General features: G+C 62.1%; 21 protein-coding genes. 5 read left to right on the top strand and 16 right to left on the bottom strand.

The window, feature by feature from the left end:
* Window positions 1-11: 11 nt before the first annotated feature.
* The 11 genes from A4C63_RS16335 to pstS form a co-directional block, all read right to left on the bottom strand.
* Entirely contained in the window at window positions 12-566 is a 555-nt protein-coding gene (locus A4C63_RS16335) for a helix-turn-helix domain-containing protein (RefSeq protein ID WP_063913578.1), read from the bottom strand.
* A 247-nt stretch (window positions 567-813) separates the two neighbouring features.
* Window positions 814-2,172, bottom strand: coding sequence for an aspartate aminotransferase family protein (locus tag A4C63_RS16340; protein ID WP_063913579.1), 1,359 nt, complete (start codon window positions 2,170-2,172; stop codon window positions 814-816).
* Window positions 2,173-2,242: 70 nt separating this feature from the next.
* Window positions 2,243-3,016, bottom strand: coding sequence for a gamma-glutamyl-gamma-aminobutyrate hydrolase family protein (locus A4C63_RS16345; protein ID WP_063913580.1), 774 nt, complete (start codon window positions 3,014-3,016; stop codon window positions 2,243-2,245).
* A gap of 78 nt (window positions 3,017-3,094) precedes the next feature.
* The gene (locus tag A4C63_RS16350; protein WP_063913581.1) at window positions 3,095-4,441 is read right to left on the bottom strand and encodes a glutamine synthetase family protein; all 1,347 of its coding nucleotides are present in this window, start codon (window positions 4,439-4,441) and stop codon (window positions 3,095-3,097) included.
* A 27-nt stretch (window positions 4,442-4,468) separates the two neighbouring features.
* Window positions 4,469-5,023 carry a helix-turn-helix domain-containing protein gene (locus A4C63_RS16355; RefSeq protein WP_063913582.1) on the bottom strand — a complete coding sequence of 185 codons (555 nt, stop codon included), beginning with the start codon at window positions 5,021-5,023 and terminating at the stop codon, window positions 4,469-4,471.
* 161 nt (window positions 5,024-5,184) lie between these two features.
* On the bottom strand, window positions 5,185-5,784 hold the full coding sequence (locus A4C63_RS16360) for a hypothetical protein (protein ID WP_063913583.1): 600 nt from the start codon (window positions 5,782-5,784) through the stop codon (window positions 5,185-5,187).
* Window positions 5,784-6,482 (bottom strand): hypothetical protein, encoded by a 699-nt coding sequence (locus A4C63_RS16365; RefSeq protein WP_063913584.1) that lies wholly within the window; start codon window positions 6,480-6,482, stop codon window positions 5,784-5,786. The genes A4C63_RS16360 and A4C63_RS16365 overlap by 1 nt, the downstream gene beginning before the upstream one ends.
* Window positions 6,483-6,576: 94 nt before the next feature.
* Entirely contained in the window at window positions 6,577-7,338 is a 762-nt protein-coding gene (gene pstB / locus A4C63_RS16370) for a phosphate ABC transporter ATP-binding protein PstB (protein WP_031324478.1), read from the bottom strand.
* A gap of 75 nt (window positions 7,339-7,413) precedes the next feature.
* Window positions 7,414-8,307, bottom strand: coding sequence for a phosphate ABC transporter permease PstA (gene pstA, locus A4C63_RS16375; RefSeq protein WP_024086822.1), 894 nt, complete (start codon window positions 8,305-8,307; stop codon window positions 7,414-7,416).
* Window positions 8,307-9,272, bottom strand: a complete 966-nt coding sequence (pstC, locus tag A4C63_RS16380; protein ID WP_063913585.1) for a phosphate ABC transporter permease subunit PstC — start codon at window positions 9,270-9,272, stop codon at window positions 8,307-8,309. Before pstC ends, pstA begins: the two co-directional genes overlap by 1 nt.
* A gap of 72 nt (window positions 9,273-9,344) precedes the next feature.
* Window positions 9,345-10,376, bottom strand: coding sequence for a phosphate ABC transporter substrate-binding protein PstS (pstS, locus tag A4C63_RS16385; protein WP_063913586.1), 1,032 nt, complete (start codon window positions 10,374-10,376; stop codon window positions 9,345-9,347).
* 269 nt (window positions 10,377-10,645) lie between these two features.
* Here pstS and A4C63_RS16390 point away from each other — a divergent pair, with 269 nt between their 5' ends.
* Window positions 10,646-11,023, top strand: coding sequence for a hypothetical protein (locus A4C63_RS16390; RefSeq protein WP_063913587.1), 378 nt, complete (start codon window positions 10,646-10,648; stop codon window positions 11,021-11,023).
* Window positions 11,024-11,504: 481 nt separating this feature from the next.
* Here A4C63_RS16390 and A4C63_RS16395 read toward each other — a convergent pair whose 3' ends face one another.
* From A4C63_RS16395 to A4C63_RS26365, 3 genes are all read right to left on the bottom strand, one after another.
* Window positions 11,505-11,738 (bottom strand): hypothetical protein, encoded by a 234-nt coding sequence (locus A4C63_RS16395; RefSeq protein ID WP_063913588.1) that lies wholly within the window; start codon window positions 11,736-11,738, stop codon window positions 11,505-11,507.
* Window positions 11,739-11,833: 95 nt separating this feature from the next.
* Complete coding sequence (locus A4C63_RS16400; RefSeq protein ID WP_063913589.1) at window positions 11,834-12,271, bottom strand: MAPEG family protein; 438 nt, start codon at window positions 12,269-12,271, stop codon at window positions 11,834-11,836.
* Complete coding sequence (locus tag A4C63_RS26365) at window positions 12,268-12,405, bottom strand: hypothetical protein (protein ID WP_172827533.1); 138 nt, start codon at window positions 12,403-12,405, stop codon at window positions 12,268-12,270. The genes A4C63_RS16400 and A4C63_RS26365 overlap by 4 nt, the downstream gene beginning before the upstream one ends.
* A gap of 107 nt (window positions 12,406-12,512) precedes the next feature.
* On the opposite strand from A4C63_RS26365, the gene A4C63_RS16405 reads away from it, so the two are divergent.
* A complete protein-coding gene (locus A4C63_RS16405; RefSeq protein ID WP_063913590.1) occupies window positions 12,513-13,340 on the top strand; it encodes a helix-turn-helix domain-containing protein in 828 nt (275 codons plus the stop codon).
* 133 nt (window positions 13,341-13,473) lie between these two features.
* On the opposite strand, the gene A4C63_RS16410 is transcribed toward A4C63_RS16405, so the two are convergent.
* Together A4C63_RS16410 and A4C63_RS16415 are read right to left on the bottom strand one after the other, a co-directional pair.
* Window positions 13,474-14,817: an MFS transporter gene (locus A4C63_RS16410; RefSeq protein ID WP_063913591.1), complete on the bottom strand. Its 1,344-nt coding sequence runs from the start codon at window positions 14,815-14,817 to the stop codon at window positions 13,474-13,476.
* A gap of 45 nt (window positions 14,818-14,862) precedes the next feature.
* Complete coding sequence (locus tag A4C63_RS16415) at window positions 14,863-16,005, bottom strand: iron-containing alcohol dehydrogenase (RefSeq protein WP_063913592.1); 1,143 nt, start codon at window positions 16,003-16,005, stop codon at window positions 14,863-14,865.
* A gap of 143 nt (window positions 16,006-16,148) precedes the next feature.
* Here A4C63_RS16415 and A4C63_RS16420 point away from each other — a divergent pair, with 143 nt between their 5' ends.
* The 3 genes from A4C63_RS16420 (at window position 16,149) to A4C63_RS16430 (ending at window position 19,762) form a co-directional block, all read left to right on the top strand.
* Window positions 16,149-17,090: a LysR family transcriptional regulator gene (locus A4C63_RS16420; RefSeq protein ID WP_063913593.1), complete on the top strand. Its 942-nt coding sequence runs from the start codon at window positions 16,149-16,151 to the stop codon at window positions 17,088-17,090.
* 252 nt (window positions 17,091-17,342) lie between these two features.
* Complete coding sequence (locus tag A4C63_RS16425; RefSeq protein WP_063913594.1) at window positions 17,343-18,218, top strand: universal stress protein; 876 nt, start codon at window positions 17,343-17,345, stop codon at window positions 18,216-18,218.
* A gap of 317 nt (window positions 18,219-18,535) precedes the next feature.
* Window positions 18,536-19,762, top strand: coding sequence for an MFS transporter (locus A4C63_RS16430; protein WP_063913595.1), 1,227 nt, complete (start codon window positions 18,536-18,538; stop codon window positions 19,760-19,762).
* Window positions 19,763-19,870: the final 108 nt, after the last annotated feature.

A 19,870-nucleotide genomic window follows, 5' to 3' on the forward strand; every position in this document is an offset into this window, starting at 1 on the left:
GAGTTCTCCCGTCAGCTGAACACCCAGAGCACGCGGGTGGGCTTGTCGGTGAGGTTGGCGTAACGAAAACTGGCGTGGGGTTGCAGCTGAAAACTGTCACTGGCGCGCAGCGTTACCGGCTCGCCGCCATCCAGCCAGACGGTCAGTTCGCCTTCGAGCACGAAGCAGCCCTGCTCCGAGCTGTCGTCCAGGTACTCCTCGCCACTACTGGCCCCCGGTTCCAGGTGGCTATCGAGCATGGAGAACGCCCCCGTTATCGTGGGGGATGCCAGCACATCGGTGATGCCGCCGGCCAGGTGAAGCGTACGACGCTCGTGAGGGCGGGTGACCCAGTCGAGTTCGCGGGGCTTGTCCAGCTTGTAGAAATAGGCCGTGGAGACGCCAAGCTCTTCGCTGATCGCCGTGAGGTCGGCCACGGTCGGGCGCGACACGCCCCGTTCGACCTGGGACAGAAAGCCCACCGAACGGCCGATGCGCTGGGCCAGTTCGCCCAGGGTCAGGCCCTTGAACTTGCGCAGGTCGCGAATCAGTACGGCCAGGCCTTCGATCTCTTCGTGCACTTTCATGGTTGAATCGCGACTTTCGGACGGGAAAATTGATGCCCTGAAAAGTACATGATTCATCTCACAAAGCAAGATACTTCATGGCGATCTTCGGGCTGCTTTGCAGCCCTTCGCGGGCACGCCCGCTCCCACAGGGATCGCGCCTCTCCTGAACCTAGCGCCAACCCTGTGGGAGCGGGCGTGCCCGCGAAGGGTCGCAAAGCGGCCCCAAACTATTCAACTGACTGGCACCAGTCCCAGGGCTCGTCCCTTACCGAACAGCCTCGTACGTCAGGTCCAGGCACTTGCGGGCTTTTTCCACCAGTTCGTCAATCTCCTCGATGCTGATCACCAGCGGCGGCGCGATGATCATGGTGTCGCCCACGGCGCGCATGATCAGGCCGTTGTCGAAGCAGTGCTGGCGACAGATCATGCCAATACCTTTGCCTTCGTAGCGGGCGCGGGTGGCCTTGTCTTTCACCAGCTCGATCGCGCCGAGCATGCCCAAGCCGCGCACTTCGCCTACCAGTGGGTGGTCGGCCAGCTCGCGCAGGCGTTGTTGCAGGTAAGGAGCGGTTTTGTCGTGTACCTGTTCGATGATCTGTTCGTCACGCAAGATCCGCAGGTTCTCCAGGCCCACCGCAGCCGCCACCGGGTGGCCGGAATAGGTGAAACCGTGGTTGAAGTCACCGCCTTCGCTGATGACCTTGGCCACTTCGTCACGCACGATCACGCCGCCCATGGGGATGTAGCCGGAGGTAAGGCCCTTGGCGATGGTCATCAGGTCGGGCTTGAGGTCGTAGTAGTCGCTGCCGAACCACTCACCGGTACGGCCGAAGCCGCAGATCACTTCGTCGGCGACGAACAGGATGTCGTACCTGGCGAGGATCTCCTTCACCTTCGGCCAGTAGGTCTGCGGCGGAATGATCACCCCACCAGCGCCCTGAATCGGTTCGGCGATGAAGGCGGCGACATTGTCCACGCCAACTTCGAGGATCTTCTTCTCCAGCTGTTCAGCCGCCCACACGCCGAAGTCGGCCTCGGTCATGTCGCCGCCTTCGCCATACCAGTACGGCTGCGGGATGTGCACGATATCCGGGATCAGCCCGCCCTGCTGGTGCATGCCGCTCATGCCGCCCAGGCCCGCGCCGGCCACGGTGGAGCCGTGGTAGCCGTTGATGCGGCCGATTATGACCTTCTTGTTTTTCTGGCCCTTGAGCGCCCAGTAATGGCGGACCATGCGCAGCACGGTATCGTTGCCTTCGGAGCCGGAGCCGGTGAAGAACACATGGTTCATGCCTGGCGGGGCCACATCGGCGATCGCCTTGGCCAGTTCCAGCGCCGGCGGGTGCGCAGTCTGGAAGAACAGGTTGTAGTACGGCAACTGCCTCATCTGCTGGCTGGCGACGTCGGCCAGCTCATCGCGGCCATAGCCCACCGCCACACACCAAAGGCCTGCCATGCCATCGAGAATCTTGTGGCCTTCGCTGTCCCAAAGGTACACGCCCTTGGCCGAGGTGATGATGCGCGGGCCTTTCTCGGCCAGTTGCCTGACATCGCTGAACGGCGCCAGGTGATGGTCGCGGCTCATCGCTTGCCAGGCAAGGGTCTGCGAATGCTGTTCACTCATTGACTTCACTCCATCAAGTTGCGCAGCCGTGCTGCGCGGGTACTTTTTTGTAATTGGGAACGGTCGCTGTTCAGGCGGACTTCAACAGCATCTGGCGCAGCACCGAGCGATGCCGGCAGGCCTTGCCAAAGGACTGGAAGATGGTCAGGTAATGCGGGTTATCCATGACCTGGTACTCGGGGTGCCATTGCACGGCCAGGGCAAAACCCTTGCTGTTCTCGACCGATATCGCTTCCACCAGGCCATCGGGTGCCAGCGCCTCCACCCTCAGCCCAGGGGCCAGTACATCGATACCCTGGCCGTGGATGGAATTGACGTTGATGATCGCCGGCAAGCCCATGCGGTCGAGCATGCCGCCGGGCTCTATATGCAAGGCGTGACGCGGGCCATATTGCTTTTCGATGGGCTCACCCTTGCTTTCACGGTGGTCCATGAACATGCCGGTCTCGTGGACCTTCTGGTGCAGGGTGCCGCCCAGCGCCACGTTCATTTCCTGGAAGCCACGGCAAATGCCGAGCACCGGCACACCGGCGGCGATGGCCGCACGCATCAGCGGCAACGTGGTGGCATCCCGCAGCGGGTCGTGGTGGGTACCCGCTGCACTGGCCGGGCCGTTGTAGTGGAACGGTTCGATGTTGGACGGCGAACCGGTGAAGATCAGCCCATCCACCACGTCGAGAATATCGGCGCTGTCCATCAGGTCTGCGAGGCTGGGAATCACGATGGGTAACCCACACGCTGCCTTGGCCGCCGCGCGCGCGTACTTCTCGCTGATGGTCTGGGTTGCATGCAGCTCGATCATGCTGGTGCATGCGGTGATGCCGATAACGGGCACACGTGGCATATCTTCCTCCGGCAAATCCATATTGCGCGTTGTATTGAAACGGTAGAAAGGGAGGCGTCGCTGTTCGAACCTCGGCGCCTACAGGAACCAGCGGTATTCGCGGGCATCGATGTGGCGCATGAAGTCCAGTTGCTCCTGGTATTTGTTTTCGCAATAGACCATCACGAACTCACTGCCCAGGCCCTCGTTGACCACCGGGTGGTGGCGCATGGCGGCCAGGGCACTGAGCGCATCCTTGGGGAAGTCGATGCCGCTCTGGCGGTTGTCGTTCAGCGGGGCGATGGGCTCGACACCACGATCCAGGCCATGCTCCATCCCGGTCAGGATGGCCGCCAGCACCAGGTACGGGTTGGCGTCGGCACCGGCGAGGCGGTGTTCGATGCGCAGGTTGCGCGGGTCGGACTCGGGGATGCGAATACACGCATCACGATCTTCGAAGCCCCAGCTGGCCTTGCTCGCCGCGTTGACCATGGCGCCGTAACGGCGGTAGGCATTGTGGTTGGGGGCGAAGATCGGCATGCAGTGGGGCAGCAGCTCCAGACACCCTGCCACCGCATGGCGCAGCTTGCGCTGTTCGGCGCCGGCCAGGATGTTGTTGCCGGCGTTGTCGTACAGGCTGACGTGTACATGCATGCCGCTGCCCGGCGCGTCGAGGTACGGCTTGCTCATGAAGCTGGCACGGTAGCCGTGCTTCATCGCGATACCACGGGTACTGCGGCAGAACAGCGCCGACCAGTCCGCCGCGCTCAGGGCATCGTCGCTGTGGGAGAAGTTGATCTCGAACTGGCCTGGGCCCAGCTCGGCGGTGATGACGTTCGCCGGGACGCCCTGCTCGTTGGCGCCATCGACCATCTCGTGCAGCACCGGTGCGAAGCGCGACAGCCGCTCGATGTGCATGTTCGGCTGGTCGTCCTGGTCGTCGGTCGCCGTGTCGCGCGGGTACTGTGGCAGGCCGTTATCGAGCTTGCGGTCGAACAGGTAGAACTCCAGTTCGAAGGCCACCACCGGGCGGATGCCGCGCCTGGCCAGGCGCTGGAGCACCCTGGCCAGCACTTCACGGGGCTCGAACTCGATAGGCTTGGCGGTACCGTCGGAGGTAATGAGCATCTGCGCGATCACTTCCTTTTCCCAGCGCACTGGTTTGAGGGTACCCGGCACCAGGCGGCGGGCTGCATCCGGGTCGCCGTCGGCGAAGCAGTAGTCACCGATTGGATAGAGGCCACCCTGGGTGCCCAGCAGCACGCAGTTCTGCGGCAACTTAAGCGGCGTGCCGGCTGCGACTTTTTCCAGCATGTCCATGGGGTAGCGCTTGCCGTAGAAGTGCCCGGGGATATCCAGCGCAATCAGGTCGACATAGCGTATTTCTGGGTGTTTCGCTCGGAACGAACGCACTTCAGTCAGCAGATCCGGAAAGATGACACTCATCTTCTTGTCCTTGTGAGGTGAACGAATTCAGTTGAAAACCCAGAGCACGCGGGTGGTTTTTTCCGTCAGGTTGGCGTAACGGAACTGCGCGTGGGGGTGCAGCTGGAAGCAGTCGTTGGCCTGCAGGGTCACGGCGTCGCCGTGGTCCAGCCATACCGTGAGTTCGCCTTCGAGCACGAAGCAGCCCTGCTCGGAACGGTCAGTCAGGTACAGCTCGCCACTACTGGCGCCTGGCTCGAGGTGGCTGTCGAGCATGGAGAACGCGCCGGCGATGCTGGGCGAAGCCAGCACATCGGTGATGCCCGACTCGAGGTACAGCGTGCGGCGCTCGTGAGGGCGCGTGACCCAGCTGATGCTGCGGGGCTTGCTCAGGTTGTAGAAGTACGCAGTTGATACGCCGAGCGCTTCACTGATGGCGGTAAGGTCCGCCACGGTAGGGCGCGAAACACCGCGTTCGACCTGGGACAGGAAGCCGACCGAGCGGTTGATGCGCTCGGCCAGTTCGCCCAGGGTCAGGTTCTTGAATTTGCGCAGGTCGTGAATAAGGATCGCGAGGGCTTCAACCTCTTCGTGCATCTTCATCGTTTGAGACTGCCGTGAAATTTTTAGAGTTATTTTTCATGAAAAAATACATGAAAAATTTCACGCGTCAAGCCGGATCTGAAAACGGGAACTGCGCAGGGAGATATAGGGGGGGGTAACAAGGCACGAAGAGGCGTAACGAGAAAGGTGCCTTGAAGCCCTCAGGACGCGAGGGCTTGCGAACGCTGCCGTACCGGCATCTGATAGCGGTGCGGTTGCTGCCAGGCCAGCTGTGCCTGGACATCGACTGCCGCATCCATCACTTTCTGTGCCCAGTTGTCATCCTTCGGGCACACCACCACCACGCGAAAACCGTGGTCGACGCCTTCCAGCCGCACGCCGTCGGAATCATCGACATGCAAGTCGATATCGAAGGCCGATGGCAACTTCGAGGGCGCATTCTCAAGCCCGTTCACGGCCAGGATATGCTGGTGCCGATCACTGTTGACCACGCCATCGACACGGATGCCGTAGAGCATCAGCCAACGGCGGATGTAGGACGGCGTGCGCCCGGACGAGGTGTAGATCCAGATGCTGCAGCCCTGACGGCGCAGGTCGCGGATCAGCGAGCGCGTACCGCTGCGCAGGGGTTCACCCAACCAGCGGTGGACGAACGCCGGCAGCTTGCTATCCTCGGCGGCGGCATGGTCGGCCTGGCAGGCGAGCGTGTCGTCGATATCGAACGAAATGCGTACCTGCGGGCGGTTGAACGTGCGCTCGATGGCTTGCCGCCCGCGCTGGAGCAGTGAAGGCCTTGGCATCAGCGGCACCTCTCGCGCGCAGGCACGGACGCGCCGCAGAGGAAGAACTTGCCGGGCTCAGGCGCCTTAGCTTCAAGGAAGGCTGCGTACTTTTTCTTGATCTTGGGTAGTTCGTACAAGGCCTTGACACCATGCTTGGCAGAGTTGCGTATGACCGAGGACGGGTTGAAGTAACCCTCGGCGTTGTCCAGCGACAGCACGAAGGGCGGTAGCCCCGCGCGCATCAGCAAGTAGCTGACAATGAGCGACCCCGTGCGATTGTTGCCTTCGATGAACAGCTGCGGCTTGCTGAGAATCCGAACGTAGACACCCGCCGCGCGCTTCCAGATCGAGTCGCTGCCATACGAGCAATACCAGTTGTAGAGGTCCTTGATGCCGCCCTCCACATTATTGAAAAAGTGCGCCTCGGTCGCCGCCAGGTGCGGGGCAAACTCCAACCTGCGCGCCGGGTCGCTGCCGCACAGGACGGTGGCATTGATCTCCAGCATCAGGTTCAGCTGCTGAAGGTCGAAAAGGTCGACACCCCGGGCGACATAGTCGTCAATCAGGGCATAGCCTTCAACCACATTCAGCAGCACCTCGTCGGTAAACGGGTCACGCGGTTCGGTGAAGTGCTGGCTGAGTTCGGCAAAGCGGCCCTGCACCTCGCGCAGTGCGCGCTCTACCGCTGACAGATCAAGACGACGCGTCGCTCGCATTGGAAATCCCGGGTAACACTTCAACGGAAGGTAACGCGGCCGGGCATTGCAGCCTTCCTGACTGCAACCCCCGGCCACCTTGGCACGTGCGGCCTCAGCTGAACTTGCCGCTGATGTAGTCAGCGGTCAGTTGTTCACGCGGGTTCTGGAAAATCTGCGTGGTCGGGCCCATCTCGACCAGGTAACCGGTACGGGTTCCCTTGGAGATGTCGACCGAGAAGAACGCGGTGGTGTCGGCCACACGAATCGCCTGCTGCATGTTGTGGGTCACCAGGGCGATGGTGTAGTCCTTCTTCAACTCGACCATCAGCTCCTCCACCCGGCGGGTGGCAATCGGGTCGAGTGCCGAGCAGGGTTCGTCCAGCAGCAGCACTTCCGGCTCGGTGGCGATGGCGCGGGCGATGCACAGACGCTGCTGTTGGCCCCCGGACAGGGCCAGGCCGCTGACCTTGAGCTTGTCCTTCACTTCGTCCCACAGCGCGGCCCCCTGCAGCGCGTGCTTGACGCGGTCGCCGATGTCGCCTTTGTAGCGGTTCAGGCGCAGGCCAAAGGCGACGTTGTCGAAGATGCTCATCGAGAACGGGTTGGGCTGCTGGAACACCATGCCGATGTAGCGGCGCACCACCACGGGGTCGACGCCCTTGCCGTAGACGTCCTGGCCCAGGAAGTGCACATGGCCTTCGAAGCGGAAGCCCTTCACCAGGTCGTTCATGCGGTTGAGGCTACGCAGCACGGTACTCTTGCCGCAACCGGACGGCCCGATGAAACCGGTGATCTCGTTTTTCCTGATCGGCACATGGCTGTCGCGAACGGCCATGAAATTGCCGTAGAAGATCTTGTCCAGCTTGCAGTCCATGACGATGGGGGCTTCGCTGACCACGGGAGCGGCTTTTGGCGCAGTGGATACGTTCAAGTTCGGATGCTCCCTTTCTCAATACTTGGGCTTGCCGAATACTCGGCTCAAAATGTTGATTACCAGCACGATCATCACCAGTACCAGCGAGGCCGCCCAGGCGAGCTCGAGCTGGTTGTCGAATGGCATGCCGGAGAAGTTGTAGATCAGTACGGCAAGCGAGGCCGTCGGGTTCATGACCGCCAGGTCGCCGTCATGCAGGATCCAGTAGTTGCTGAACAGCGCGGTGAACAGCAGTGGCGCGGTCTCGCCGGCGGCGCGGGCCACGGCCAGCATGACGCCGGTCAGGATGGCCGGCAGGCCGGTGGGCAGGACGATTTTCCAGATTACCTGGGCACGGGTGCAGCCCATGCCGTAGGCGGCATCCTTCATGATCTTGGGCACCATCTTCATCGACTCTTCAGCGGTCAGCACGACGATGGGCAGCATCAGTACCGCCAAGGCCACGCCGCCAGCCGGCGCGGAGTAGGTACCGGTGGTCATCACCACCAGGGCGTAGGCGAATACGCCGGCCAGGATCGACGGCAAGCCGGTGAGCATCTTGGCGGCGAAGCGTGCGGCGTTGGCCAGCTTGCTGTCCGGGCCGAGTTCGGCCAGGAACACCGCGGCCAGGATACCGACCGGTACGGCGATGGCAGCAGCAATGCCGACCATGACGAAGGTACCGGCCATGGCGTTGCCGAAGCCCCCGCCCATTTCGAAACCGGTGGGTGGCAGCTCGGTGAACACCTCCAGGTTGAGGCGTGCACCGCCGCGGGTGATCAGCATGTACAGCACGGAAATCAGCGGCACGCTGGCCACCAGTGCCGCGAACCATGCCAGCGTGGTCAATACCAGGCTGCGCAGGGAACGGCCTTCCAGCTTGCGCTGCAGGCTGGGCAACGCGTTTGCAGGGGTGGTGAGGTTAGTCATTATTTGTTACCCCGCTGGGCGTAGAGCATGATCATCGAGCCGAGCACGTTCACCAGCAGGGTGATGAACATCAGTACCAGCGCGGCGTACATCAGCACCTCGACCTCGTTCGGGCCGGCCTCCGGGAAGTTCAGGGCCAGCAAGGCCGCCAGCGTGTTGGCCGGGGCGAACAAGGACAGGGAAATGGTGTTGGCATTGCCCACCAGCATGGCCAGCGCCATGGTTTCACCCAGCGCACGGCCCAGGCCGAGCACCAGCGAACCGAAGATGCCGGTGGCCGCCGATGGCACCATCACCTTGAGGATGGCCTCCCAGTGGGTGGCGCCCAGGCCATAGGCGGCCTGCTTGGTTTTCATCGGCACGCTGGTCAGCGCATCCTGCGAAACGGCGGCGATGGTCGGCAGAATCATGATCGCCAGCACCAGCGCAGCCGGCAGCAGCCCGGGCCCGCTCAGGGAAGTGCCGAAAAAGGGAATCCAGCCCAGCTCGCTGTTCAGCCAGGTAGTCAGCGGGCGAATGGCCGGGATGACCACATAGATCCCCCACAGGCCGTAAACGACGCTGGGGATGGCAGCGAGCAGCTCGACGATGGTGCGGAACACCGACGCCAGCCTGGCCGGGAGGAAGTCCTGGGTCAGGAAAATGGCCATGCTGATGCCGAAGAAACCGGCGATCAACAGGGCGATCAGGGCGCTGTAAAGCGTGCCCCAGATCGCTGGCAGAATACCGTACTTGCCTTGGTTGACGTCCCAGACGCTGCCGAACAGCACGTCAAAGCCGTGCTTCTCGATGCCTGGCAGTGCCTTGCGGCCCACTTCGTAAACCAGCGCGAAGACCAACGCCAGCACCAGCACCACGCCGATGCGTGCAAGCGCACGGAAGGTGCGATCAACCAGGAAGTCCTTCGCAGACGGTGGCTGGCACGCGGAGTCGGGGTTAGCCGGGATGGCAAAAGGTGTGTTCATTGGCAAGTTCCGGGACAGAGGGCAAACACACCCGGCATGGCCGCAAGACCACACCGGGAGCGCCTGGGCGTGTTACTGGATGTTGGCGGACGCTTTGCGCACCTGATCGACAACCGACGGTGGCAGCGGGATGTAGCCCATCGAGTCAGCGATCTTCTGGCCTTCGGTCAGGCTGTACTCGACCATTTCGCGCATGGCCTTGGCCTTGGCCGGGTTACCGTTGTCCTTGCGGAAGATCATCCAGGTGTAGGAGGTGATCGGGTAGGACTTGGCACCGTCCGGGTCAGGCAGCCAGGCCACCAGGTTCTCCGGCATGTTCACCGCCGCCAGCGCCTCGGCACCGCTCTCGGCGTTCGGCACGACGTATTGGCCGGCCTTGTTCTGCAACTGGGCGAAGTCGACCTTGGCCAGCTTGGCGAAGCCGTATTCGATGTAGCCGATGGCGCCTGGGGTCTGGCGGACGGTGGCGGTTACGCCATCGTTCTTCGGCGACTTGATGAACTTGTCACTGGCCGGCCAGTTGACGGTGTTGCCCTCACCCAGCGCTTGCTTGAAGTCAGCGTTGATCGCCGACAGGTGCTTGGTGAATACCGCAGTGGTACCGCTGGAGTCGGCACGCACGACCACGGTGATCGGGGTTGCTGGCAGTTTCAGCTCAGGGTTGGCCGCGACGATCTGCGGGTCGTTCCACTGGGTGATCTTGCCGAGGAAGATATTGGAGTACACATCGCGCGGCAGCTTCAGCCCTTTTGGGTTGCCCGGCAGGTTGTAGGCCAGGACGATTTCACCGGCGGTCATCGGCAGCAACTGTACGCCCTCGCCGACCTTGGCGATTTCTTCAGCTTTCATTGCCGAGTCGCTGGCGGCGAAGTCGACGGTTTTATTCAGAAAGTCCTGAACACCCGCCCCGCTCCCCTTGGACTGGTAGTCAACGGTGACACCGTCGGTTTCCTTGCTGAAGGCCTTGAACCAGGTCAGGTAGATCGGTGCAGGGAAACTGGCGCCGGAACCGGTCAGGCGGACGTTCTCTGCGGCAAAGGAAGCCGAGGTGGCGCAAAGAGAAACGGCAACGGCGAGTGCAGCAGACTTCATCAGGCGTATCATCGAAAAGCGCTCCGTGTGATGGCCGGCACACTTTGCAGCAGCAATGTTACAGCTTTGTGACCAATGAATGGCAGGCCGCAGGGTAGAGCCGTCCGGGTGCGCCATCACGGCAGCATCAAGGGCTGCCTCAACCCTAAGGCCTCAAAGTGTCAGTTGAGTGACGGTTTCCGGTGGGCAACAGGCTTCCTGGCACCACTCGTCGATTAGCGGGCACTCTGGCGTTGCCCCGGTATTCAACCGCTCATGCAAACCAGACGGGAGTGAATGCCATGCCACGCGGCGACAAGGACAAATACACCGACAAGCAAAAGCGCAAGGCCGAACATATCGAGGAAAGCTACGAGCACAAAGGCGTGCCGAAAGACCAGGCCGAGGCGCGGGCCTGGGCCACCGTCAACAAACAGTCCGGGGGTGGTGAGAAAAAAGGAGGCTCGGGGCAAACGACATCCTCCAGCGAAAAGAAGACTGCCCGTTCGGACTCTGCCAAACGTGCAGCGAAGTCACGCCATGGTCATTCCCGCAAATCAGGCAGTTCCCTGGAAACCCAGAGTAAGCAAAGCCTGATGAAAGAAGCGCGTAGTAAAGACATCAAGGGGCGCTCCACCATGACCAAGGCGCAATTGGTGGAAGCGCTCGCGCAGGCATGACGCAAGCCCTCCGCCACCCGCGGAATGGCGTCAATCCTCGGCCGGGCGCGATCCCCGTGGGAGATGGCCCAGCCCTTCGGGCTGCGCTGTCGCTTGGAGAACTGAATTCGCAAGCAGTCCGCGTACCCTGTGGGAGCGGCTTCAGACGTGTGCTCTTCCGATCGCTTCGGGCTGCGCTGTCGCTTGGAGAACTGAATTCGCAAGCAGTCCGCGTACCCTGTGGGAGCGGCTTCAGCCGCGAAGAATCCAACACGGTGCATGGCACCGGCTGCGCCGGTGTTCGCGGCTAAAGCCGCTCCCACACCGACCGTGCAGGCTTCAGGATCTTTGAGCGAGGCTATGGCCTTAACAGGAATGGCGCCAATCCTCGGCCGGACGCGCGCCAGCGAAGCAGGCATCGTGGTGCATGACACCGGCTACGCCGGTCAGTTGTTCCTACCCGGACCGCGTCGCATTCAAGGCCCGCGGAACATCATCAGCATCAACCATTCCCGGCGATATCCGCCGCGCCAGCATCCCGGCAACTGTTGCGGGACGCACATACGAATTCCGCCTCGGCGCGTGTCGGGTAGTTGAGGGTCAGGCGCAGCTTCTCTTGTGTGTCATAAAGGTCATACCCCTCCCCTAACGTCGCGGAAAAGCCAAGACTGCGAGGGTAAATCTCTTTCTTGAGCGGCACAGCGGGAACCACAACAAAGCGCGTCTGCATGATCATCCCCCTCCCGGCAGTTTCTTAGTATTAGTACCGTTACAGGAAAGCATCAAGTTGACTCATGAAAACAACCGCAACATGTCTAAGGCCGAGCAGTATCAGAAGGCGAACGAGTTCATTACTCTCGCCGTGATAATTACGCAAAAACCCAACAGGCAAACGACCCCGATGCCATAAAACACGGTACGCCAGGGCTGCACCTCTGCCAGATAGGCCCACGTGTGCAGGACCCTGGCAAGGGTGAACACGATGCTCAGCACGGCGTTGGGCCCCTCCGCTGTACCGAGGGCAATGGCCAGCCCACAGAGGGCGAAGAATGCCGGGATATTTTCCAGATCGTTGGCCCATACCCTGGCGGCGCGAGCTACCTCCGGCCGCTCCGCTACCTGCGCAGATCGCTTGAAGACAGCGGCATCCTCCGGGTTGGTGAAAGCCACGAAGCGCAAGCGGTAAAAACCCTGGTAACAGGAGACCACGAACATCTTGAAGAACAGCACGACCACACACAGCGCGTATACAGCCAAGGCGTTGCTCATGGCTGGCGCTCCCCGGCAACGCCCCTGACCACAAAGTGAATCAGCCGCCCCAGCGAAACGAACACGGCCTTCAGCCGCAATGCATTGAGCGAAAACAGCACCAGCAACGCCAGCGCACAGATACGCAAGCCCATCGTCCTCTCCTGAGTAGGGTTTTGCGGCACGGTAGTGGTAGGGTTGTCTGCGCTCAATGACCTGTGAGGTCATGGACGCTGTACTCAAGGACGGTCAGGGTCAACGCATGAGTCATCATCCATTCCATCGCAAAAGCCCCGCACCGAGCACATCGGCGGGCCAGCAACTGCGCCACCTGCGCCAGCAGGCCAGGCTCAGCCAGCTTGAGCTTTCGCTGCTGGCCGGGCTATCACAGCGTCATCTGAGCTGCGTGGAGACAGGGCGCGCCAAAGCCAGCCCCGGCACACTGCATGCCCTGCTTTCGGCCCTTGACGCGCCACTGGAGCACTGCAACGAAGTGTTCGTCGCAGCCGGGTACGCCCCCCGCTACGCGGCCTCGCCACTCGATGCGCCTGAACTGGCCGTGGTGCATGCCGCCATCGAGCACATCCTGCAGGCGAACAACCCGGCACCTGCAATCGTCATCGACAGCAACTGGAACGTCATCGCCGCAAATGCCAGCACCGGCTTGCTGTTGGCGATGGCGGGCATTGCCGCAAAGGCGGCGTCAGGCTTCAATCTGCTGGAAACACTGCTTCAACCCGGTGGCCTGGGTGACCATTTGGCCAATGCAGCGGAGATCCGCGCCGTTGCCTGGCAACGCGCGTCCAGGGAAGCCGCCGGCAACCCGGCGCTGGCAAGGCGCATGCGCGACCTGCCAGCCCCATGCAACCCCACGCAGGCGACGAGTACCACACCGGTGCTGCTGACCCGTGTGAACACCCCGGAAGGTGAGCTAAGTTTTCTGTCCACCTTCACCACCTTCGGCATGCCGCTGGACATCACCGTGGAATCGCTGCGCATCGAGCATCTGATTCCTGCCGACCCGCTGACTCGGCAACGGATGCTGGCGGCGTTCGAACAAGGCTATTCGCCGAGTCGGCCTCCTCGTTGATTTAGCGGGCACCTTTGGGGAGCAACTGTCTTGCTCAAAATTTAAAAGCACATGCGGTCACTATGGGATGCTCGCGAACCTTGTTGCCTGTGCGACAGCGCAGCCCAAAGGTCTGGTCGATCTCCTAAAGGGGTTACCTGTCAGCAGACACCGGCTGCTTCAGCAGCAACACGTAAGCCATCGCCGCCACTGCCGCGACCGCCGCACTGATCAGGAACGCCGAAGCAAACGACCCGGTCTGCTGAATGCTGAACCCCGTCACGATCGGTGCCACCGAACCCGCAAGGTAACCGCCGAAGTTCTGGATGGAGCCAAACGAGGCCACACGCCGGCTATCCACGACGGTGTTGGCAATCATCCAGGCGGTGGAACTGGCCATGTTCACGCTGAACAACGCGCAGCACAGCAGGGCCACGCTGAGCATGAAGCCGCTGCCGAACGATAGCGGCACGGTGAAAGCCGCCGCTGCGAACAGCGCACTCACCACTACCCGCTTGCGACTACCCAGCACGCTGGCGCCGTTCTTCACCAGGCGGTCGCACACACGGCCCGCGACAATGGTGCCAAGGGCGCCAAAAACGTAGGCCAGGGACACCACCCAGGCCGTCTTGTACAAGCTCAACCCGTGCTCACGTTCGAAGTAGCCCGGCAACCAGGTCAGGTGCAGCCACAGCATGTAGATCACCCCCATGAAGCCCAGCACAGCGCCCCAGGTGCTCTTGTGCCGGAACAGCTCGGCCCATGCCGCCAGTTGTGCCTTCATGCTCGGCCTGGCCGTTGCCACCGCCTGTTTTTGCGCCTGGGCCGCCAGCAGGCGCTCACGCTCCTCGGCAGGCAACTCGGCCAGGTAACGTTCCTTGCTTTTATAGAAGGCAAACCAGCATGCGGCGACCAGAATGCCGAATACCCCGGTGACGATGAACATGCCTCGCCAGCCCCAGGTGACCATCAGCAGCGTCAGCAGCGGCGGCGCAATGCACGGCCCGATGCAGGTCGATGACAGCACGATGCCGGTCGGCGTACCGCGTTTCTCGGCCTCGAACCACTCCGCCAGCGCTTTGGCCGCCGACGGGAACATCGGTGCCTCGCCGATCCCCAGCACCACCCTCAGCCCGATGAACGCGGAAAAACTGTTGATCAGGCCGGTAGCTGTCTGCGCCACCGACCAGCCCAGCAGCGCCGCCCCCAGCGAGATCTTGCTGCCCAGCCGGTCGATGATCATGCCCAGCGGCAACTGGGAAAAGGCATAGGCCAGGGAAAACGCCGACAACAGAATGCCCATCTGCGACGGCGTGATCGCCATGTCTCGCTGGATCGAGGTGTTGGCGATCGACAGCGCACTGCGGTCGACGTAGTTGATGATGCCGATCACCAGCAGCAGGCTGACGGTGATGACCTGGTACTTCCTGAACGGGTTCGAGCTCGCGGTCGCTTCAGGCTCGCGGCCAAGCTCGGCTTGCGCATATTTGGTAGTCATGGGTGTTCACTTTTGTTGTTATTGGTTGAACAGCGGATCAGCGAATTACAGGGATGCCTCAAGCAGCCACTGGTAGTCTTCGGCAGATGCCTCACGTGGGTTGGTGCGGTGGCTGTGATCGGCCAGCGCGCCCCGGATGATGCGCGGGAACAGCTCTTCGCTGACGCCCAGCTCGCGCAGGCCAGTCGGCAGGCCCAGCGCGCGAGTCATCTGGCGGATGGCGTCTTCGATCCGGCCTTCGTCCGCCAGCCCCATCGCCTGGGCGATGCGTTGCATCTTGTGCTCGTTCAACACCGTCTCGGCCTTGCGGTTGAAGGTGATGACGGCGGGCAGGAAGATCGCGTTGAGGGTGCCGTGGTGCAGCCGTGGGTTGATACCGCCCAGCGCGTGGCTGAGGCTGTGCACGCAGCCCAGGCCCTTCTGGAATGCCAGGGCGCCTTGCAGCGAAGCACTCATCATGTTGACGCGGCCATCCAGGTTGCCGGGCTCGCGGGTGGCGGTTTCGATGAAGCGCCAGGCACGCCACAGGCCATCCAGGGCAATGCCATCGGCGGGCGGGTTGAACGCAGGTGCCATGAAGGTTTCCAGGCAATGGGCAATGGCATCCATGCCGGTGGCGGCGGTGAGTTGCGCCGGCAGGCCAAGGGTCAGCGCCGGGTCGCAGATGGCGGCCTTGGGCACCACATGGGGCGAGATGACACCCACCTTGCGCCCGTCGTCGAGAATCAGGATGGCACCCCGCCCTACCTCGCTGCCGGTACCCGCCGTGGTCGGTACGGCGATCACCGGTGCGGTTGCCGGTGTGATGCGGGCCAGGCCGCCCTCGATCACCGCAAAGCTTTTCAATGGGCCGTCGTGCCTGGCACACACGGCCACACCTTTGGCCAGGTCGATCGCCGAGCCCCCACCAATGGCGATGATCCCGTCACAGCCACACTCCTGGAACATGGCCACCGCTTCACGCACGGCGTTCTCGTTCGGGTTGGGCGGCGTGCCGTCATAGATCGGCCATTGCGCGCTGCTGTCGCTGAACGTGCTCAAGGCCACATCGACGATACCGGCGACACGCACGCCACGGTCCGTCACGATCAAAGGCCTGGTTATACCAATGCGCTCGCACTCGGCAGGCAGATGCACAATGGCGCCGACATCGAACTGGATCTGAGTGATGTAGTTGATCAGGGACATAGGGCCTCCACAGCCTCCTGGGGTTATTGTTATAGGCGGTTCAGCCGCACTGGATGCGACACCGTGCAGCGCCAGTATAGGAATGCGCGCCTGGCCATGGTATTGAGAACAATCCATATCGGTATAACCCGGACGCATACCAGATGACCCCATCACTCAACTCGATCATGTCCAGGCTCCACGCTCGCCACCTGCGCCTGCTCATCGAGCTGGACGAGCACCGCTCGCTGCTCGGTGCGGCAAGCAGTGTCGGGCTTACCCAGCCCGGGGCAAGCAAGGCCTTGCAGGAAATCGAAACCACCTTCGGCACGGTGCTGTTCAACCGCACCAATCGCGGGCTTGAGCCCACGGCTGCCGGGCACTGCGCTATCCGCTACGCGCGCGTGGTGCAAACGGACATTTCAAACCTGCGGCATGACCTGGATGCCATCCTGCGCGGGGTCGGCGGCCGGCTGGCGGTGGGGGCAATCATGGGCGCCGTGCCATTGCTGATGAGGGCAGTGTCGCAGCTGGCCAGCATCCAGCCGCAGATGTCGTTCGAAATCATTGAAGACACCAGCCAGTCACTGCTGGCACAGATCGAAAGCGGTCGCCTGGACGTCGCCTTGTGCCGTACCAGCGTGAGCAATACCCCTCAACTGTTCTCCAGCCGGTTTGTCCAGGACGAGACGCTGGCAGTCATTGCCAATATCGACCACCCGCTCAAGCAAGCGCAAAACCTGAACCTTGCAGACCTGGCCGAGAGCCGCTGGATCGTGTACCGGGCCAACATGCCGATGCGGGTACAGCTTGAGCGCGAATTCCACGATGCCGGGCTGCGCTTCCCGCTGCACCTGGTGGAGACCACCTCGATCCTGGCGACCTTGTCGCTGCTGCAGAACAGTCCCGACTTCGTGGCACTGGTGTCGATCGACGTGGCTCGGCAATGTGCGATGAACCAACAGGTCCGCATTCTGCCCCTGACCATGGGTTCGGTCAGCGACCCGTACGAGTTGGTCACCCGCAAGGGCAGCCAGGCGACACCGGCCATGGACAAGCTCGCCGAACTGCTGCTGTCGCATGGTGCACACCACAACGACAGCTGATCGTGTTGCCAGACAGAAGACCTAGAGCCTCATGAGCCGCGGACTTGTTGCCGATGCCCGCTGGCGTTGATTTGGTGCGCAGAAGTGGTCAGCTCAAGATAGGTCACTCACTCCTTTGACACACATCAAGTCGCCGGGCCGGGTTCGCGAGAGGATGGCTGCCAGCAAGGAACGAATCGACAACCGCCAGGCGCATCGTGCTCAAGGCATCGCCATCGATCACCGTGCGCGGCTTTGGATAAGGAACCCCACATGAGCCCGCTGAACCACGTACTGGTAGCCACCGACCTGTCCACCTCTGCCCGCAACGCGGCAGAGCGCGCTGCGCACTTGTGCAAGGCGCAACAAGCATCACTGGACCTGCTATACGTTGCCAACCCGGCCCCCTTCGAGCGCCTGAAGCAACTGGTGGCACCTGATGACGATCTGCTGAAGCGGGTACTGGATACCGCTGGTGAAAAAATTCGCGCACTGGCTGCAATGCTGTTCCAGCGCTGTGACATCGCCGCTGGCGTGCAAGTCGCGCACGGCTCGGTGACCACGGAGATCACCCGCATGGTGCAGGATAAACGCAGCGACCTGCTGGTGTGTGGGGCGAAGGGCCAGAGCGTGACGAGGCGCCTGCTGCTGGGCTCCACTGTGCAGAAAATGCTGAACCGCATGCCCTGCCCTTTGCTGGTGGTCAAGCAGGCACCTCGCGATGCGTACCGCACCTTGCTGGTTGCAGTTGATTTTTCGTCTTCGTCACTGCGCGCCATCAAACTGGCAAAAGCCATTGCCCCACAGGCCGAGATCATTCTGCTGCATGTGTACGAGGCGCCGTTCGAAGGCAGCATGCGCTTTGCCAACATCGATCACGACACCCTGACGCACTATCGCAATGTCATCCGCAAAGATGCGGTGAAACAACTCGCAGCCTTGAGCGAAATCGCCGGAGTGGCCGATGCTCGGCAAATCGTAGTGCACGGTGACCCTGGCTGGCAGATTGCCGAGCAGGAACAAGCGCTGGAATGCGACCTGATCGTGGTCGGCAAGCAAGGGGAAAGTGCGCTTGAAGAGCTGCTGATTGGCAGCGTCACCAAGCATGTGCTGAACGAGTCCCAGTGCGATGTGCTGGTGTCGCCATAGGGTCCATTGATGGGGAGGACGCTTGTGTGTCCTCCACCGAAGCCCGCGCTATCCACCGCGGCGCCTGCTTCGCGGGTTCACCCGCGAACACGGGCGAAGCCCGTGCCATCCTCCGCAACACCTGCTTGCGGAACCTGTAGCATTACTCCCCGGCAAACAGCGGGTGCTCTGCGCAAGGCGTTTCATCGATTGCGCTGATGATTACTATCGAGCGACCCGTCTGTTGGCCTGGCAAAACCGCCCCCTATAATCGCCAGCAAATTTCCTCCGCTCCTGCGCCTGCCTCAGGCGACATCCCTCTCTTGGAATCCAATACCATGCCAAGTGCCAGTCAGGCCCCTAGCGGCCTTCCCGAACATGATCAACAGAGTGTCAGCCAACAGTGGCTGGCAATTCTCTCCGTCGCTGTCGGTGCCTTCGCCCTGGTGACCAGCGAGTTTCTGCCGGTGGGCGTACTCAACGATGTCGCCAGCGACCTCGGCATCAGTGCAGGCCACGCCGGCCTGATGGTTACCCTGCCCGGCATCATGGCCGCCCTCGCCGCCCCATTGCTGTCGGTGGGCATTGGCGCCCTGGACCGTCGCTACCTGCTGATCGGCTTGACGCTGATCATGATCATCGCCAACGCGGTGGTGGCCTACGCCAGTGACTTCAGCCTGCTGCTGTTCGGCCGCGTACTGCTGGGCGTGAGTATCGGCGGTTTCTGGGCCACAGCCATTGCCCTCAGCGGCCGCCTGGCACCCAAGGGTGTGGGCGTAGCCCAGGCCACCTCGATCATCATGGTCGGTGTAACCCTGGCCACCGTGCTGGGCGTGCCGGTAGGCACCTGGTTGAGTGGCCTGATGGGCTGGCGCATGACCTTCCTGGTAACCGCGCTACTGGGCGTACCGGTACTGCTGGCGCAGATCCTGTTGCTACCGCGGCTCAACCCGGACAAGGCCATTGGCATCAGCGACCTGCCGGCCCTGTTCATCAACCCACAAGCGCGGGTTGGTCTGATCGCCGTGTTGCTGATCGGCCTGGCGCACTTTGCCGCCTACACCTATGTCGCCCCCTTCTTCAAACAAAGCTCCGGCTTCGATGGGCCGACGATTGGCTCGTTGCTGCTGCTCTATGGTGTGGCCGGGGTATTCGGCAATATCTTCGCCGGTTTCGCCGCCAACCGCAGCGTACGTCACACTCTGCTGCTGGTCGCATTGATGATCGGCACCAGCACCGCCCTGTTCCCCCACTTCGCCACCGGCATGACCGGTGCCGCAATGTTGATCGGGTTGTGGGGCTTCGCCTTCGGCGCGTTCCCGGCCTGTGCCAGTATCTGGATGTTCGTCGTCGCGCCCAAGGATGTCGAACGCGGCATGCCGCTGTTTGTCGCCATGTTCCAGGTGATCATTGCGCTGGGCTCGTTCTTCGGCGGGCGGATCGTCGACCAGCTGGGCAGCTCGGTGCTGTTGAGCCTGGCCACGGCCCTGGTGGGCTGCGGTTTCGCTACGGTGCTGGTGCTGGGGCGCAACGTCAGCAACAGCCTGGCGGCACAACCTGCCTGAGCAGGGCGCAGGCTGATTTTTTACGCTCTTTTTACGGCTGAGCCGACAGCCAGAAGGAATACTGGGCGCGCGATGCTCAAGGATGGCATGCATTTCTACCCGCCAGTC

Origin of the sequence: Pseudomonas sp. p21, assembly GCF_001642705.1 — a bacterium.
Classification (GTDB): Bacteria; Pseudomonadota; Gammaproteobacteria; order Pseudomonadales; family Pseudomonadaceae; genus Aquipseudomonas.